17 protein-coding genes are annotated in these 16,940 nt (G+C 51.8%); 5 read left to right on the forward strand and 12 right to left on the reverse strand.

Annotated features, from left to right (window positions below):
* Window positions 1–39: 39 nt before the first annotated feature.
* From recG to gmk, 5 genes are all read right to left on the reverse strand, one after another.
* On the reverse strand, window positions 40–2,121 hold the full coding sequence (gene recG, locus EPIR_RS00190; RefSeq protein ID WP_023653274.1) for an ATP-dependent DNA helicase RecG: 2,082 nt from the start codon (window positions 2,119–2,121) through the stop codon (window positions 40–42).
* Window positions 2,121–2,816, reverse strand: coding sequence for a tRNA (guanosine(18)-2'-O)-methyltransferase TrmH (trmH, locus tag EPIR_RS00195; RefSeq protein WP_023653275.1), 696 nt, complete (start codon window positions 2,814–2,816; stop codon window positions 2,121–2,123). The genes recG and trmH overlap by 1 nt, the downstream gene beginning before the upstream one ends.
* Before the next feature lie 96 nt (window positions 2,817–2,912).
* Window positions 2,913–5,036 (reverse strand): bifunctional GTP diphosphokinase/guanosine-3',5'-bis pyrophosphate 3'-pyrophosphohydrolase, encoded by a 2,124-nt coding sequence (spoT, locus tag EPIR_RS00200; protein ID WP_023653276.1) that lies wholly within the window; start codon window positions 5,034–5,036, stop codon window positions 2,913–2,915.
* Window positions 5,037–5,055: 19 nt separating this feature from the next.
* Window positions 5,056–5,331 (reverse strand): DNA-directed RNA polymerase subunit omega, encoded by a 276-nt coding sequence (gene rpoZ, locus EPIR_RS00205; protein ID WP_023653277.1) that lies wholly within the window; start codon window positions 5,329–5,331, stop codon window positions 5,056–5,058.
* Window positions 5,332–5,387: 56 nt separating this feature from the next.
* Window positions 5,388–6,011 carry a guanylate kinase gene (gmk, locus tag EPIR_RS00210; RefSeq protein ID WP_023653278.1) on the reverse strand — a complete coding sequence of 208 codons (624 nt, stop codon included), beginning with the start codon at window positions 6,009–6,011 and terminating at the stop codon, window positions 5,388–5,390.
* Window positions 6,012–6,273: 262 nt separating this feature from the next.
* On the opposite strand from gmk, the gene ligB reads away from it, so the two are divergent.
* Complete coding sequence (gene ligB, locus EPIR_RS00215) at window positions 6,274–7,956, forward strand: NAD-dependent DNA ligase LigB (RefSeq protein WP_023653279.1); 1,683 nt, start codon at window positions 6,274–6,276, stop codon at window positions 7,954–7,956.
* On the opposite strand, the gene EPIR_RS00220 is transcribed toward ligB, so the two are convergent.
* On the reverse strand, window positions 7,957–8,574 hold the full coding sequence (locus EPIR_RS00220; RefSeq protein ID WP_023653280.1) for a trimeric intracellular cation channel family protein: 618 nt from the start codon (window positions 8,572–8,574) through the stop codon (window positions 7,957–7,959).
* 455 nt (window positions 8,575–9,029) lie between these two features.
* On the opposite strand from EPIR_RS00220, the gene EPIR_RS00225 reads away from it, so the two are divergent.
* Window positions 9,030–9,674 (forward strand): response regulator, encoded by a 645-nt coding sequence (locus EPIR_RS00225; RefSeq protein WP_023653281.1) that lies wholly within the window; start codon window positions 9,030–9,032, stop codon window positions 9,672–9,674.
* Between the two features lie 351 nt (window positions 9,675–10,025).
* Here the strand turns inward: EPIR_RS00225 and EPIR_RS00230 are convergent, their stop codons facing one another.
* From EPIR_RS00230 to EPIR_RS00240, 3 genes are all read right to left on the reverse strand, one after another.
* On the reverse strand, window positions 10,026–11,387 hold the full coding sequence (locus EPIR_RS00230; protein WP_023653282.1) for an MFS transporter: 1,362 nt from the start codon (window positions 11,385–11,387) through the stop codon (window positions 10,026–10,028).
* Between the two features lie 166 nt (window positions 11,388–11,553).
* The gene (locus tag EPIR_RS00235; RefSeq protein WP_023653283.1) at window positions 11,554–11,892 is read right to left on the reverse strand and encodes a zinc ribbon domain-containing protein YjdM; all 339 of its coding nucleotides are present in this window, start codon (window positions 11,890–11,892) and stop codon (window positions 11,554–11,556) included.
* A 328-nt stretch (window positions 11,893–12,220) separates the two neighbouring features.
* Window positions 12,221–12,970, reverse strand: a complete 750-nt coding sequence (locus EPIR_RS00240; protein WP_023653284.1) for an AraC family transcriptional regulator — start codon at window positions 12,968–12,970, stop codon at window positions 12,221–12,223.
* Window positions 12,971–13,070: 100 nt separating this feature from the next.
* Between EPIR_RS00240 and EPIR_RS00245 the strand changes: the two genes are divergently transcribed.
* From EPIR_RS00245 to EPIR_RS00255, 3 genes are all read left to right on the forward strand, one after another.
* Entirely contained in the window at window positions 13,071–13,463 is a 393-nt protein-coding gene (locus EPIR_RS00245) for a nuclear transport factor 2 family protein (protein ID WP_023653285.1), read from the forward strand.
* Between the two features lie 483 nt (window positions 13,464–13,946).
* On the forward strand, window positions 13,947–14,321 hold the full coding sequence (locus EPIR_RS00250; RefSeq protein WP_023653286.1) for a hypothetical protein: 375 nt from the start codon (window positions 13,947–13,949) through the stop codon (window positions 14,319–14,321).
* 65 nt (window positions 14,322–14,386) lie between these two features.
* The gene (locus EPIR_RS00255; RefSeq protein ID WP_023653287.1) at window positions 14,387–14,818 is read left to right on the forward strand and encodes a hypothetical protein; all 432 of its coding nucleotides are present in this window, start codon (window positions 14,387–14,389) and stop codon (window positions 14,816–14,818) included.
* Window positions 14,819–14,896: 78 nt separating this feature from the next.
* Here the strand turns inward: EPIR_RS00255 and EPIR_RS00260 are convergent, their stop codons facing one another.
* The 3 genes from EPIR_RS00260 to EPIR_RS00270 form a co-directional block, all read right to left on the reverse strand.
* Window positions 14,897–15,085 (reverse strand): hypothetical protein, encoded by a 189-nt coding sequence (locus EPIR_RS00260; RefSeq protein WP_048696560.1) that lies wholly within the window; start codon window positions 15,083–15,085, stop codon window positions 14,897–14,899.
* Window positions 15,086–15,319: 234 nt separating this feature from the next.
* Window positions 15,320–15,904: a hypothetical protein gene (locus EPIR_RS00265; RefSeq protein ID WP_023653289.1), complete on the reverse strand. Its 585-nt coding sequence runs from the start codon at window positions 15,902–15,904 to the stop codon at window positions 15,320–15,322.
* Window positions 15,905–16,041: 137 nt separating this feature from the next.
* Window positions 16,042–16,632, reverse strand: coding sequence for a tail assembly protein (locus EPIR_RS00270; protein WP_023653290.1), 591 nt, complete (start codon window positions 16,630–16,632; stop codon window positions 16,042–16,044).
* Window positions 16,633–16,940: the final 308 nt, after the last annotated feature.

The raw sequence follows: 16,940 nt of genomic DNA on the forward strand, positions 1-16,940 counted from the left end.
ATGCAGGCACTTTGATGGAGCCATCGGGAACAATGGGTATCAGGCATTGGTATAGCGCTCTGTTTCGGGCAGCCAGCGTTCAATCAGCGCTACGGCCTGCTCGGGATAATGCTGGTGGATATGGCGCGCCACTCGCTGAACCTCCGGGATCAGCGCCCGATCGCGAAGCAGGTCGGCCACCCTGAATTCGGCATTGCCAGTCTGACGCGTACCCAACAGTTCACCGGGGCCACGTATCTCAAGGTCACACTGGGCAATCACGAAGCCGTCATTACTGTCACGCAGCACCTGTAGGCGCTTCTGCGCGGTTTTACTCAATGGAGATTTGTAGAGCAGTACGCAATGGGAAGCCACCGCGCCACGACCCACGCGCCCGCGTAGCTGATGCAGCTGCGCCAGTCCGAGGCGCTCGGGGTTCTCGATAATCATCAGGCTGGCATTGGGCACATCAACCCCGACCTCAATGACCGTGGTGGCGATCAGCAGATGGATTTCACCCTGTTTAAAAGCCTGCATCACCGCCTGCTTTTCGGCTGGCCTCATGCGGCCGTGTACCAGCCCGATCGTCAGTTCCGGCAGTGCCAGTTTCAATTCTTCCCAGGTGGCCTCTGCCGCCTGTGCTTCCAGCAGTTCGGATTCTTCAATCAGCGTACACACCCAGTACGCCTGGCGGCCTTCATTGCCGCAGGCGTCTTTCACGCGGGTAATGATATCCGCGCGCCGCGTATCGGGAATAGCCACCGTGGTCACTGGGGTACGTCCCGGCGGCAGCTCGTCGATAGTGGACGTATCAAGGTCGGCATAGGCGGTCATTGCCAGCGTTCGCGGGATCGGCGTGGCCGTCATAATCAGCTGATGAGGATGAAAACCCTGTTCCTCGCCTTTTTCCCACAGCGCCAGACGCTGGTGGACGCCAAAGCGGTGCTGTTCATCAATGATCACCAGCGCCAGACCGTTGAACTGTACCTGCTCCTGGAAAATCGCGTGGGTGCCGACAATCATTGATACTTGCCCACTGGCGATAGCCTCCTGCTGCGCCTGGCGTGCCTTACCCTTTTGTTTACCTGCCAGCCAGCCAACTTCCAGCCCAAGCGGGGCAAACCACTGGCGAAAATTATTGGCGTGTTGCTCGGCCAGCAGTTCGGTCGGCGCCATGAGCGCAACCTGTTTGCCCCAGGCAATGACGTGTAACGCCGTCAGCGCTGCGACCAGCGTTTTACCCGAACCGACGTCACCTTGCACAAGGCGCATCATCGGATAGTCGTGGGCCAGATCCTCTTCAATTTCGCGTACCACTCTCTGCTGAGCGGCGGTAGGACGGAAAGGCAATGCGGCAAGCAGCCGATCGCTTAACTGATGGCGGGGCGACATCGGCAATGCGTGATAACGCTGGGCACCGGCCCGAACCGCCAGCATGCTGAGGTTATGCGCCAGTAATTCTTCCATAATCAAACGGCGCTGCGCCGGGTGCGTCCCGCTGTCCAGATCGGCCAGTGCCATATCCGGCGGCGGGCGATGCAGGGTGCGTAAGGCATCCTGCAGGCTGATTAAACCCCGGCTTAACTCCGGCGGCAGCAGTTCGGCAATCGCACAGGTATCCAGCAGGGTTAATGCCCGATCGGTCAGGTTACGTAACGTTGCCTGGCGTATACCCTCAGTGGTGGAATAGACCGGCGTCAGCGTCTCCTGTAACTCGGTGACGCTATGTTCACCCTGAATCTTATATTCCGGGTGAATGATCTCCGCACCACGCTGTCCGCGTTTAATCTCACCGTAAGCGGTCACCCGGCGGCCCGCTGCAAGGCTATTTTTCATTCCGGCATTGAAGTTAAAAAAGCGCAGGGTTAATGTGCCGGTGCCATCACTTATCTGACAGGTCAGCATACGACGGCGGCCGAAAGAGATATCGCTGTGCAGCACTTCTCCTTCAACCGTGGCGTAAATACCCGGCAGCAGGTCGTTGATCGCGTAAAGCTGCGTACGGTCTTCGTAGCGCATGGGCAGGTGCAGCAACAGGTCTTGTATTGTCACCAGACCAAGCTTGGCCAGTTTCGCTGCCTGGGTAGCCCCCACCCCGGATAGCGTGTTGAGCGGCACTGCATCCAGCAGGCGGCCCTGCATTACTTACGTGCCTTAGACTGCATGGTTGCCCACCATTCGGGGTCGGCAACCACCTCACCGCGATCGTTAATTTCAGGATAGGGCAGCCCTTTATGCTTCGCTACGCGAGCCAGTACCGGATAGCCGCCTTCAAATAACAGTCGCTGCTGTTCGCTGTATTCCAGCGAGCTCTCTTCACGCAGGTACATGCCGGCATTTTGCCGCTGGCGCTGGGCTTCATACAGGATCAGCGCAGAGGCGACGGAGACGTTCAGTGATTGCACCATGCCGATCATCGGAATAATGATGTCACAATCGGCCAGCTCGAGTGCTTCTTGGGTAATGCCGGTTTTTTCCTGTCCCATCAGAATACAGGTCGGACGGGTGTAATCGATTTCGCGAAAATCAACCGCTTTATCAGAAAGATGGGTTGCCAGAATCTGCATATTCTGGCCTTTAAGGCAGGATACGGCGTCGGCAATTGAACGGTGGGTTTTGACCTGAACCCAACTGTTACTGCCAGCGGCAGAGGAGACCATCGTACGCATGCGGCTACCCGGCCAGACGGCGTGAACTTCATGCACTCCGATGGCATCGGCGGTACGGATCACCGCAGAAACGTTATGAGGCTTGTGAACCTGCTCCATGCAGACGGTTAAATCATGCTGGCGCGCGGCAAGCATGGCGCGGATGCGGGCATAACGTTGTGCGTTCATGCGAAAACGGACTCCCTAAAATAAGTAAAACGCCAGCGACAGAGCAACCGGTTATCGGGGGGAGGGCGAAGACAGGGATGTTCCTGTCTTCATTCCTTAATTGCGGTTACGGTGCACCTTTATCACATCCGGCATCACGCGGATTTTACGCATGATATTCGCCAGATGGACTCGGTCGCGTGCGGTCAGACGAATAAATGCGCTGTAAACACGGCCATCTTTTTCTTCCGTGTTCAGGCTCTGAATATTAGAACCTGCGGTGTTAATTGCCGCCGTCAAATTGGCCAGCGCACCCTGATGATTAAACATATCGACCTTTATTTCGGCAACAAATTCCTGTTCTGTTACCTTATCCCACTCGACCGCCATGTATTTCTCTGGTTCTTTCTGATAGCCACGGATATTACGGCAGGATTCGTGGTGTACCACCAGGCCTTTACCCGGACTGACATGCGCAACAATGGGGTCACCGGGGATTGGACGGCAGCATTTGGCGAAAGTGATCAAGACGCCGTCTGCGCCCTTGATGGGTAGCTTACTGCGTGAGCTACCGGCGTGAGCAGGTGGGGTTGGCGGAGCGCTTGGCTCATTTTGTTGCAGATTTTTTGCCACCACCACGCTCATGGCATTACCCAAGCCGATTTCAGCTAACAGATCGTCAATCGATGCCAGCTTCATACGTTCTAGCTCGTGCTGCACATTGGCTGGCGGGATCTCGGCCAGTTTGCGGCTGCCGCCCAGCGCATGGTTAAGCAGACGTCGGCCGAGGCTAACGGAGTCATCACGTTTCAGGTTCTTCAGTAGCTGGCGGATCTTGGCGCGAGCTTTAGAACTGACGACGAAGTTCAGCCAGGCAGCGTTCGGGCGTGCGCCCGGCGCGGTAATAATCTCTACCGTCTGGCCGCTGGTCAGCGCCTGTGACAGTGGGTACGGCTGGCGATCGACGCGTGCGCCGACGCAGGCATGGCCAATGTCGGTATGAACGGCGTAGGCAAAGTCCACCGGCGTGGCTCCGGCGGGCAGTTCGACGATGCGCCCTTCCGGCGTGAAAACGTAAATTTCATCCGGGAAAAGGTCGGATTTAACGCTTTCGATAAATTCAAACGAACTACCGGCGCTTTGTTGTAATTCCAGCAGGCTCTGTAGCCAACGCTGAGCACGGATTTGCGCGGTGGTGCTGCTTTCACCCTGTTCTTTATAAGCCCAGTGCGCCGCCACCCCCATTTCTGCCATTTGATCCATATCTTCAGTACGGATCTGCACTTCTACCGGCACACCGTGTGGGCCGATCATGGAAGTATGTAATGACTGATAGCCGTTGGCTTTGGGGATCGCGATATAATCTTTCACGCGGCCCGGGCGTGGTTTGTACAGGTTATGCATCTGTCCAAGAACGCGGTAGCAGGTATCAACATCACGTACGATCACCCGAAAAGCGTAAATATCCATAATGGAATGGAAGCGCTGCTCTTTCAGGTGCATTTTGCAGTAGATCGAATAGAGATGTTTCTCACGGCCGCTGACGCGACAGCCAATACCGGCTTCTTCAAGGCGACCGTCGATTTCCGAGAGGATTTTCTGAATCATCTCTTTACGGTTGCCACGCGCGGCTTTAACCACTTCCTTAATCACACGATAGCGGTTCGGATAAAGGGCTTCAAAGCCCAGTTCTTCCAGCTCGGTTTTCAGGTGATGAATACCCAGTCGGTGTGCTAATGGGCTATAAATTTCCAGCGTTTCCAGCGCGATACGACGTTTTTTATCCGGACGTAAGGCACCCAGGGTTCGCATATTGTGCGTGCGGTCGGCCAGCTTAATCAGAATGACGCGGATATCCTGCACCATCGCCATGATCATCTTGCGGAAGTTTTCTGCCTGGGCTTCTTTTTTGTCACGGAACTTCAGTTTATCGAGTTTAGAAACCCCTTCTACCAGTTCAGCAACAGTCTGACCGAACAGCTGTTCCATATCCTGATAAGTGGCGGGGGTGTCTTCGATAACGTCGTGCAGCAGTGCTGCCATGAGTGTCTCATGGTCGAGCTTCATCTCCGCGAGGATACATGCGACCGCAACGGGATGGGTGATATAGGGCTCACCGCTGGAGCGTGTCTGTCCCTCGTGAGCATCACGTGCGACAAGATAAGCTTGCTTGAGGCGCTTTATTTGCTCCTCAGGCAAGTATTTTTCAATCAGTTGATTGAGACTTTCAAACAGATACAAGGCAGGCCTTCACAGAAAATTAACGTCGGCCTTCAGCGATAGCGGTAACAGCCTGCAATTCTGCGGCTTCCTGCTCATGCTGCTCCTGACGGTCGCGCACGTTGAGGATATCATTGTTCATCAGACCCTCTTCGATTTCACGCAGTGCAATAACGGTAGGTTTATCGTTTTCTTCAGGAACCAGTGGATCTTTACCACCAACCTGCATCTGACGTGCGCGACGAGCTGCTACCAGAACCAGATCAAAACGGTTACCAATTTTTTCTACTGCGGCCTGTACGGTTACGCGTGCCATAAGTGTGATACTCCACGGGTGGTGACGAAATGACTGGGCATCATACTGAGTTGTCCTCAGTCTGCCAATAGTTTGCTGATTAAAGCATCATGACGGGCTTTTTGACGGCCCATACGCAGACGCTCAGCGCGAATGATGGTTTTCATGTCTGACAGCGCCAGGTCGAAATCATCGTTCACAATCAGGTAATCATACTCTGCGTAATGGCTCATTTCGGCAACGGCCTGAGCCATACGTTTGGTGATAACTTCTTCGCTGTCCTGGCCACGGCCACGCAGGCGACGGTCCAGTTCGTCTTTCGACGGCGGCAGCACGAAAATACTGCGTGCTGTCGGCATTTTTTCTCGAATTTGTTTAGCACCCTGCCAGTCTATATCAAGAAACACATCAACACCGGTTGCTAAAACGTGTTCAATGGCTTTACGTGACGTGCCGTAATAGTTTCCGAACACTTCGGCATGTTCAAGAAAAGCGTCCTCGCTAATCATAACCCGGAACTCGTCGTGGTTGACGAAGTAATAGTGTTCACCGTGTTTTTCACCCGGTCTGATCCCACGCGTGGTATGCGAGACAGATACCTGCGTATCGTACAGCGGCTGCGTTTTTAGCAGCGCTTGAATCAGACTGGATTTACCCGCACCGCTGGGGGCGGAAACAATAAAAAGCGTGCCTTGAGCCATGATTATTCTTGATATGCCAATAAAGCGGAGTGTACTTCGTTCACAGTATACACAGGTGCGGCCCGTGATGCAGCGTTTAGGGCGTTCTCTTGCGTTATTTCTCTGTTATTGGGTAACGCTACGCAAATATTTTCGTATCCGATGCGTTTTGCATAAAAAAGGCTGAAGCCGCTTTCCGTAATGCACTTTTGTGACTCGCTACCCGCTTTCTACTGCGCTTTACTGTCTGCCATCATCATGACGACAAGCAGGAGAAGCAGCAATGAAATATGCCATTTTGGCGGTCTGGCTGTTCAGCAGCGTTATACAGGCGCAATGCCCGGTTTGGTCTGTTTCGCGTGCTGATACGGAGATCGGCGCGCTAGAAGCTCAGTTGAAGACGTGGGATGACGCCTATTATCGACGTGGGAAGTCTCCGGTACCCGATGAGCAATACGATACCTTGCACGGTAAGTTGCAGCAGTGGCAGCGCTGTTTTTCACCGGCCAGCGATTTACGCCAGCCGTCGCTTAAAACTGACGGCAAAGCTTTGCATCCTGTTTCTCACACGGGGGTTAAAAAGCTTTCAGATAAAACGGCGGTGGGGCGCTGGATGGAAAGGCGAGACGGGTTGTGGATTCAGCCGAAGATAGATGGCGTAGCGGTAACCTTACTCTACCGTGATGGTCAACTGGAGCAGATGATCAGCCGGGGAGATGGCGTCAGGGGGGAGGACTGGACGGCTAAAGCGCGGTTGATCTCCGATATTCCAACATTCATTACTCCTTCCACGGCGGTGCAGGTTTTTCAGGGGGAGCTGTATCTCAAGATGACCGATCATCGGCAGGCGACCGATGGCGGAAAAAATGCGCGATCCATTGTTGCTGGGGCGCTAATGGCGAAAGCCCCCTCGCCAGTATTACAAGATGTAGGGATCTTCATCTGGGCATGGCCGGATGGACCGACTTCTCTGACCCAGCGCCTGACGGGTATCCATAGCCTGGGATTCCCTGACATTAGCGCCTGGACTCATCGGGTAGAGAATGTGGGCGAGGTTGAGAGCTGGCGGGAACGCTGGTTTCAGCAATCCTTACCGTTTGTCACTGATGGCATTGTCGTTCACGGCATTCCGACACGGCGGGGCAGCGACTGGCTCCCTGAACCCGGCGAATGGGCCATTGCATGGAAATACCCTCCGCCGGAAATGACAAGCGAAGTACGAACGGTTGAGTTTGCTATCGGTCGTACCGGTCGAATCAATGTTGTCCTGAATCTGTTGCCCGTGCAGCTTGGTGATAAACGTATCAGCCGGGTCAATGTGGGTTCGATTGAACACTGGAAAAAAATCGACGTGATAGCAGGGGATCAGGTGAGTATCAGCCTGGCTGGCCTGGGCGCGCCACGTCTGGATAAAGTCATATGGCGAGTAACGGAGCGCGTCTATCCCGCCCAGCCTGATGCCGCACAGTTTAACAGCCTGAGCTGTTTTCGCTTTACGCCGCAATGCCGTCAACAGTTTCTGGCAAGGCTGGAGTGGTTGAGCAGCAAATCGGTACTTAACCTGGTCGGCACGGGCCGGCAAACCTGGCAGCAGTTGATTCAGTCGGGCAGCATGGCGCATATATTCTCGTGGCTGACCCTGTCGGAGGAGCAGCTAAAAGCGTTGCCGGGTATCGGAGAACAAAAGGCGCATCTTTTCTGGCAACAACTCAAACTCAGTCGTCAACGCCCCTTTAAACGCTGGGTCAAAGCATTGGGGGTGCCGATACCGGAAAGGGCCTTGCAAACGCTGGCAGATGATAACTGGCAACAGTTGTTGTCACATAATATCCAGGAGTGGCAGCAACTGCCCGGCATCGGGCACAAGCTGGCTCGGAACATCGTCTCTTTTCTCCAGCAGCACGAGGTGCGTCAGCTTATCAAAGGATTGGAGCCATCCTCGATTCTCCCTGTGCCAGGAGGATGATTAATGATCGCTATGCGGGTAGTTAAACACCGGTAAGCCCAGTTTAAAGCGCAGAGCCAGTAGTCGAGCGATGAATCCAGTCAGCAGTGTAACAATGATCACCGTTTCCAGCGATAGGGTGGTTTTCAGCAGCAGGATGTAAACCCAGCCAGAAGCGAAAGCGATACCCGCGTAGATTTCTTTCTGAAAAACCAGTGGGATCTGATTACAAAACATATCGCGCAGTACGCCGCCAAACACTCCGGTAACCACGGCGCTGATCGCGGCAATAATACCTGCATACCCCATATCCAGCGCCACCTGCGCGCCGATAATGGAAAACACCGCCAGTCCTAATGCGTCCAGCACCAGGAATACCTTACGCAGGTGCGGCATCAGTGGTGCTACCCAAGTGGTAAAAACGGCGGCGGCAGCAACAATCATGATGTATTCAGGATGTTTCACCCAACCTAGCGGGTAATGCCCCAGCAGCATATCGCGCACTGAGCCTCCGCCTATTGCAGTGACTGAAGCAATGATGATCACGCCAAACATGTCCATCTTTCGACGTCCTGCGGCAAGTGCTCCGGTCATGGCTTCCGCCGTGATACCGATGATGTAAAGGACAGTGAGTAACATAGCTAACTCCATAAAATCAGTCTGCAATCCTAAGGGGTTCCGTCAGGAACGGCGACTGAAATTTTGTGGTGTTTGAATAAATGTTCCAGGCTCATACGCACTAAAAGAAAAAATGCCTCCGCTAGTGCGAACTGGACAGTGACATATCTTATTAGCCGTATTCGAGTTATCCGGTGCGACAGAATACCGATATCGTGCTGCTATTATTTTTATGAGTTCGCCATCTCAGTTGTAAAACCTGACAGCATAGTGAAAAAGTTATCAGGTTTCGTAATTTTACTGGAATCATCGTGCTTTTATTTTTTATTGTTGTTTCCGTTAATTCTTTTCCGCGTATTTCGTCCGGTTTTTATATTTATTGCAAACTGCTTGCCATACGATGCTGGACGGAATTAGTATATTTAACTCATTGTTTATTTCTTCAGGCTAGTCATGATGAAGCATATGGAGGTTGTATGTATAGCAGATTCACGGTGGCGGTTTCTGATGACCACCCACATATAATTCATTCACTGAAAATGCTTTTTTCAAATAACGATCAATTTACCGTGGCTACCGCAACAGTATGTGGTAAAGATTTATTGGCTGTTCTTGCATCGGAGCAAACAGATATTGTCATCACTGATTTCTCCTTAAGTTCTAAACGTTCGGCAATTGATGGCTTTGCTAAAATACGTGCCTTAAATGGCCGCTTCCCGCTGGTGAGAATTGTCTTGCTCACGTCACAAAAAAACATCGCAATACTCAGAAAAACATGCGATTACGGGGTTAAAGCTATTGTGAGTAAGTCGGACCCGGTGGAGGATACGGTCATTGCATGCCATCATGTGATGAATCAAAATGGTTATTACTTTTCATCTTCACTGAGTAATATTAAGAGTTATTTGTCAAAGGATGGTGAAAAAGGAAATGGTCTTACTCCCAAAGAGCTTGAAGTGATTAGGCTGTTTTCAACAGGATATACTCTTTCAGAGATAGCACGGCGACAGAATAGAACAATTAGTACAATCTCTACGCAAAAGTATAATGCCATGCGGCGTCTTGGCGTCTCTTCTAATGTCGAATTAATACGTTACGCATATGCACAAGGTTTGATATGAGTCTCCCTTCAGTCGGAAGAAATTCACCGATTAATAAGATTTTTCACACCATTAGATCCAGCGCCATTGGGATGAATGTTATATTCAAGTGAATAAAAAAGCGGTTTTAAAAAACACCTGCGATATTTATTTTTCGATGCTGCAACCCATGCATATTAAATGTGATCAATGTCTTTTTGTGGCTAACGTTATGATTTTAAGAACATACTCTAAGTATTGATTCTTGACGCCAGGCTTTTCAGCTGGCTCCCGGCGAAAGCGTGTGATGCCCATTGCGTGGTTAAAATCAGGCCCAGGGAGCAGAACGTTTTATCGCCTAATATCAACAAATGATAGTAAGCGACGACGATGCTACAATTTCTCCCACGCTTTTTTGAGGCCGGTCTCTTCATCAGGGTCTGCCCCTTGCAGAATCGTGACTTCCTCTTCTTCTTCCGCAGGCTCGGTATCAAATGATGGCATGGTTTCCTCGATCATCTGCTCATCAAAAGCCGGGTTGAGTGCGGGAGAAAGTGGCGAACTCATCAGACTATCCGGCATTGCGATATGAGGAACCGGGGCATCTTCGACAAACTGGGCTTCGTCTTTTTTCACCGTCCGGCTCAGGGCAATAATTAGCAGACCGCACAGGGCAAAGAACGCATACAGCGTGTTGCCCCCAAGAGGTTCAAGCAGCAATCCGACCACCAGTGGGCCAATACTGGCACCTACGCCGAATGCCATCAACAGACAAGCCGCCAGCGAAACGCGTCGTTCTGGCTCAATCAGGTCATTGGCCAGCGCAACGGCCAGCGGGTAGAGCGAGAACAGCAACATGCTGACGATAAACCCGAGGACTAATAACAGTGGAAATCCGAGCTCTGTCAGTAGCGCCAGCGGAAGGGCGGCAACGGCCAGCATAATCGCATTCAGACGCAGCAGAAGCGTTCGATTGTAACGGTCGGACAGCCAGCTAAGGGGAAACTGGGCAACCAGCCCGGCGAAAATAGCGATAGCCATAAACAGGCCGGTTTGCCCGGTGGTTAGCGCTTGCTGACTGGCATATACCGGTGCCAGCCCATAGAAGGAACCCACCGCCATGCCAATTGCCAATGTGGCTGCCAGAACTTTCGGTATGGCTCCAATAAAGAAGCGTAACTCCATAGGAGCGGGTGAGAGCTGGCGTGCATGGGTGCGAGTGGTGAGTGCGATAGGCACCAGGCACAGGGCAAAACAGAGCGCAATTAAGAGCAGCGTACTGAGGCCCAAATCGGTTTGTAGCATAAGCACAACCTGGCCAAGTGACATCCCGAGATAGGTGGCGACCATATAGCAGCCAAACACTTTTCCGCGCTGTTCAGACTCCGACTGATCGTTCAGCCAGCTCTCCAGCACCATGTACTGGCACATCATACACATGCCGATAATCAGTCGCAGTCCAATCCACGCGGGAATATATTCGGTCAACCCGTGCCCTAACACGGCAGCAGTAATGATCCCGGCACAGGAGACATAGGCACGGATATGACCCACGCGCGCAATCAGAAAATGACCGACTTTGCCGCCAATCACCAGACCAATATAGTTTGCGGCGATAATCGCTCCGATCAAAGCACCCGAGACATGAGCTGATGTCAGACGCAGGGAAACATAGGTGGTCAGCAACCCGGACCCGAGCAGCATTAACAGCGTAGTGGTATAAAGCGGGAAGAACACACCTAACGTCTTATTCACTCATCCTCCGGTTGTCGAGTCGGTCCATTGAGCGCCGCACGCCCCTAAAAACATGATGCACCTGCTGTGTGATACTAGCAGCTACAGTCAGCAGGGCAAATGTTCATGGGGAGCCAGGCGAGCGATAAGAGCGGGATACCAGTAGCACGCTGGCTACTGGCGGCAATCAGTTTTTTTTCACAAATTCAGATTTCAGCTTCATCGGGCCGAAGCCGTCGATCTTGCAATCGATATTGTGATCGCCTTCTACCAGACGAATGCTTTTGACCTTGGTGCCGATTTTAAGCGGTGTAGAACTGCCTTTAACTTTCAGATCTTTAATCACCGTCACGCTGTCACCATCCGCCAGCAGGTTACCGTTGGCGTCTTTCACCACCAGGCTATCTTCAGCAGTCGCATCAGCACCTTCAGCCCAGACATGGCCACACTCCGGGCAGTTGAGCATATCGCCATCCTGCCAGCTGTACTCTGAGTGGCATTTCGGGCAGGGAGGTAAAGTTTGCATGGGAAGTCCTTAACTAAATCCTTAATAAAGTAAGGGGATAGTTTACCCTGTGAAGAGTCTGGTGCCTATGATAAAAACGGCATCTGACGGTTAGCGAGGAAGATGGATCGGCAGTTGAAGGATGCTTACCGTCTGAACAAAGCCGTTTGAAGTTTTCACTCACACTCTCCATTTCATATGTCACTCCCTGAACAGAGGAGATGCACCTTCAGTGGTCGCTCATGTGGCGGGCTGTCTTACAGCGACGTTTTTAACTTTACATAAAAATGGCTTGAAGCCAATGACGTAATAACCACTTTAAAAATCAAACCATTGTCCATTATGAATTTCAAACATTGCTACTCGCTATTGGAATCGCTGCCGATTTGTCATTCTCCTTAAACTGTCCCGGTGTTTTCCCAAAACGTTCCCGGAATACCTCAATGTAAGAACTGACGTTGCTATAGCCGCTCATATATGCCACTTCATTTACGGATAATCCGTTGAAAACCCATTGAAGTGAGGAGAGTACTTTTGCCTGTTGGCGCCATCGGCTAAAAGTAAGCCCTGTTTCCTGATGAAATAAACGGCTAAGATTTCGTACGCTAATGCCCCATTTATGGGCGAGTTGCGTCTGATTCAGTACACATCCGGGGTTTTTTAATAATTCATCGGCAACGTTTCTCGCCCGACGATCTTCTGGCAGCGTCAGCTGAAGTGGTAGTGCAGCTAGCTGATTCAGTTCACAGGTTAATACTTTCAGAAGTGCATCTCTGCAATCGACAGGCCCGTTCAGGCATAGCCGCTCAAGGAGTGCCAGGATAAAAGCATCCACTCCGTAGACCCCAGAACAGGGGGGGAAAGGCATATTGGATGATGGTTTGAGGTAAAGACATTTGCCTCTTACGGCTCCCGTACTCCTGGCTCTGTGGTACAGATTTGCCGGAAACCACCCCACCGTTCCTGGCGTCACCACCCATTCAGTTAACTCCGTTTCAATTATCATAAGACCCCGGCTGAGCCAGAACAACTGACCTGTTCCGTGCTTATGCCACTCCGTTGAATGCTCAGCGTCATATTCAATCTGGGATACTTTCATTTGGATGGCCGATTAACCGTATATGTTGTCCTGATACCGTTAATATACCAGCCAGGTCCTGAAGTAGACTTCCTTTTATCACTCAGGAAGGAGAGTCAAAATGCAAAACGTTAAGCGGACAGTCATTGAGGCACTAAAGACGCTTATCACCGATCCATTGCATGTAGAGAGTAAAATTGCCGTATTTTTTGCTGCTGATTATCAACAGCGAGTGGATGGTAAGCAATTGGACTACAGTGGGTTTATCAGGCATATGGAGGCCCTCAAGCTGTACACAAAACGGATGAGCATTTCTATTAAAAGTATCGTGGCTGAAAATGATACGGTGTTCACTCACCACTATGTGAATGTGGAGAAAAAACAGGGTGAAAAGAGTGAGTTTGAGGTTTTTGCCCGCTTTACTTTGTTATCGGGAAAAATTATCCGCTGTGAAGAGCTAACAAGAATGATTAACGGGCTACCCGGAGACAGCGATCTGGGTAGCAGACGTTAATTTTTTCTCAGTATGCAGTACGTGGGCCGGGGTATGCCTGTTTTCTCCGCCGCTTCTTAACAAGGATCTCCTTGTCAGATTTGCATCAGAGCAACGGCTGTCGCTATATGAAGCCTCCGGCCTGATAAAGGGTTGTACCTCTAACTGTTAGATGAAAATAGCAGGGGTATAAGTGAAACAGGTGCTTTCCTGATAGCTTATGCACATAAAAAAGCCCGCTATGCGGCGGGCTGTCTGGTTTTCTGCTGTTTGCTGATAGCCAGTAAATCGTTACTCGATATTGAATCTGTTTGTTGAGTAAGTGGGTCTATGCCTTGTGTTTGCTGGTTTTTATGTAATGTGCAATTCCATTGTGTACACCCTTGTGTACATCGTTTTTTAAGGTGCTAGCCTTTCTGCTCGTTTTTTATCCTTACCGTAATTCTAACAGTCTATTCCTTATTGTATGATAGATGCCTCATACATTAAGGAATGTCGTAAGCCATGAGAATGACAGCGCGTAAAAAAGAGATATTGAGCTACTACCAGCCGGATAACCTCGAATGGGTGACGGGTGAGATTGGGACGCCGCCGTTTGACGTGTCCGGGCTGGCCTATCTGGTTTGCGGGCTGGACTCCTTCGATACCCGGCATCATCTGGAATCTACCCGGCGCACGCTTGAAGCGATGGTGAAAGATGGCCTGTTAGAGAAGGTCACCAGCTTTGAGCGCAGACAGGACACGACACAAAGCGGTGACGGTAAAGGCATCTGGTGTAACTGCTCCCGGTATGGCCTGCCCGGTTCCTGTCTGGTGGTACGCGATGAAGGCGGCAAGGTTGAGGCTATAGACGGGGTAGCGGTGCGGATTGATAACTAACCGCCTGTCTTACGTTGTCTTACGATGGTAAAATAGCCGTTTAACCCTTACCGCTGGTGGTTGTAGTGAATAAATCCCTGTCCGTTACCTTTCGTGTGCCTGCTGAACTGGCTAATGCCTTTATCTCTGCGGTCAGTGAGTCCGGTTCTGATAAAACCGCCTGGCTGATTGATGCCGTGCGCCACAAGCTGAACCAGCCGGACAATAACGCCGATAGTCGTTTGCTGGCGCTGGTGGAACGCATGGAAATAGCAGCGGCTGCGCTGGCAGTGGGTAAGCAGGGCATCCCGCCGCGCCCATACAATGAGGCTGCGGCGATCCAGATTATTGCCGCCACTATCCGGGAAGGCTTCGACAACGGGCGTATCATTGCTGAACGGCTTAACGATGCCGGGTATCAGACTAAGGCGGGTAAGGCGTGGGATAAGGACATCTACAGCGCGTGGAAGCGTCAGGGCGGTAATTCATCCCGGATAGCAGCGGCGCTAAGTGCCTGAATACTGACCGCGCCCCGTACTTGTCGCAAAACTGTAAAGCCGGGGATCCCCGGTATTAACATGCGGGATTTTCCCGTATCACCTGCGCGGCGCTGGCTTCTTCCACTGGTAGGCCGGGGCGCTCATTCTCTGGCGGTGGCGCTCACTCACTGCCAGTGCGTTTCTGATACCGTTTCTCACGGCGTACAGGGTGTGCCTGTCCAACGGTTCCCCGCTCTGACGGGCTATCTGTAATACGGCTAACTCAAGCGTCTGGCGGTCTGTCATGGGGTTACCCTTCGCTGTAGGTTATTTACCGTAATCTGTTGATATGTAGTGCGCGATATACCTTTCCACGCCAAAAAAAAGGTTTCTAACCTGCGGCGGTGCGAAAAAAGGTAAGGCGGCGGTACTGTTGGGGCGCAAGCCTTGAACTCTTGACCCGCCCCCTCCACCGCGTACCAGCAGTGCGTACCTGCTTGCGTACCTCTTGTTTGCGTACCAGATCATCAGCCCGCTCTTTCACCTTTGCGGCAAGGTCACGCGCTCAATCATCCCGGTTATCTTCTCCACTACCGGACTGAATGCCCTGTAGTACGCCTGTTCGCTCCGTTGCAGGTGTAGAACCTTCCGGCTGAACGTTTCCCACCTCATGCCAGCAGGCTTGGGAAAAAGGGCGCAGTCGTTAAACAGGCTTTGCGCGGGCGCATAGTTGCCCCATATCGCCGCCCGCTGCTTAAACAGGCTGCGCCGCATTCTGGCTAACCTGTCTTCGCTCTGGCTGGCGTAGTGAAGCCCCCAGCACTTTCTACAGGCTAAATCACGCTTACCGATAAACAGCACTGCCGCACGGTTATGGCAGTAAGGGCATAAGTACCAGTGCCGCACGCCATAGCCCGCCCGTGTGCTGGTGGTTCTCATCGGTAATACCCTCCCGCCGATGGTTGCCGTGTAGCTACTGCCGTCCAGGTGAAAGCGCATTTCTCCGGCGCGGGTTGCCAGCTGTAGCGCCTTCGCCCCCTCGCTGAACCTCTGCCGGATGGCCTTCAGGTGTGCCAGCGTCAGGCGGGGTTGTGCCGTGGTATAGCTTCGGGTTTGTTCGCGCATGGTTTCCACCCCGGCATTTTGAATACGAAATAATATGCGTTTATCGCTGAACGGCTACCCGTGCGCAGTGCGATCCGTGCCTGCGCGGGTAGGGTCTGCGAATGGTTTCGCACATCACTGGCGGTAAAATGTTCACATCACACTTTATCCTCAACGTAGATACCCGCTGAAATAATTGCGCCGCCAATGCGGGGCTTACCATATGCCAGCGCTACCGGATAACCCTGCGCCGCCGTGTTGGTGACTCCACCAAATGCGTATGAAGCCTGGTTATCCGCATCCTGCTTGCTTGCCAGTCCTTTTGCTTGAGGCGATATCATCTGTATTACGCCGCCAATAGCCATTGATATGCCTGCCGCGCCCACAGCAGCCCATGCGCCACCCGCTGCTATACCTGCAACCCCCCCCGTGGCGATGGTGGCAGCCACTATCAACGCCGCACCCAATATCGTTTGAAGCATTCCGGCTCTTTTGCTACCCATTATGACAGGTACAATTCTGATAACCTCGCCATTAACCGGATACCCTAAATCATCCAGACCTATGTTTTTCTTCCCTTTAAAAACGGCATAGGTAAGGCCGCGCCTCTTGCTGCTAAGCATATATTGCTCAAATCCGTCTATGGTTACTGACAGCGCCCGCGCTGCTTCATGAGTGGTGCGTATAAGGCGGTGGTGCGTTTTACCAAATAGCTTACCGAGTGCGCCGCTTAACTCTATTCTGGTCATTACTTCACCGGTGCGTAACTGTGCTTCTGGCTTCGGGCTGGCATGGTTTGGCGTGTTCGGGGTCATTACTTATTATCCTTACTTTTCGTGGTTTTCGTTGACTAATTAAACGATTATCAGTTTTGCTAATGTCGTTTTCTTAATGTATGAGGGGCGTTTTTCTCTCTATATAAGTAAAAGGGTGTTGGTTCAGTTGGTTCAGTTGGTTCAGTTTGTAAAGACGACTGTTTTTAAAGGGATTTTAACCCGATCACTGAACCAATACGGCGCTTTTTTTGTTGGTTCAGCGGGGCGTTTTGTTGGTTCAC

This window comes from Erwinia piriflorinigrans CFBP 5888 (assembly GCF_001050515.1).
GTDB classification, from domain to species: domain Bacteria; phylum Pseudomonadota; class Gammaproteobacteria; order Enterobacterales; family Enterobacteriaceae; genus Erwinia; species Erwinia piriflorinigrans.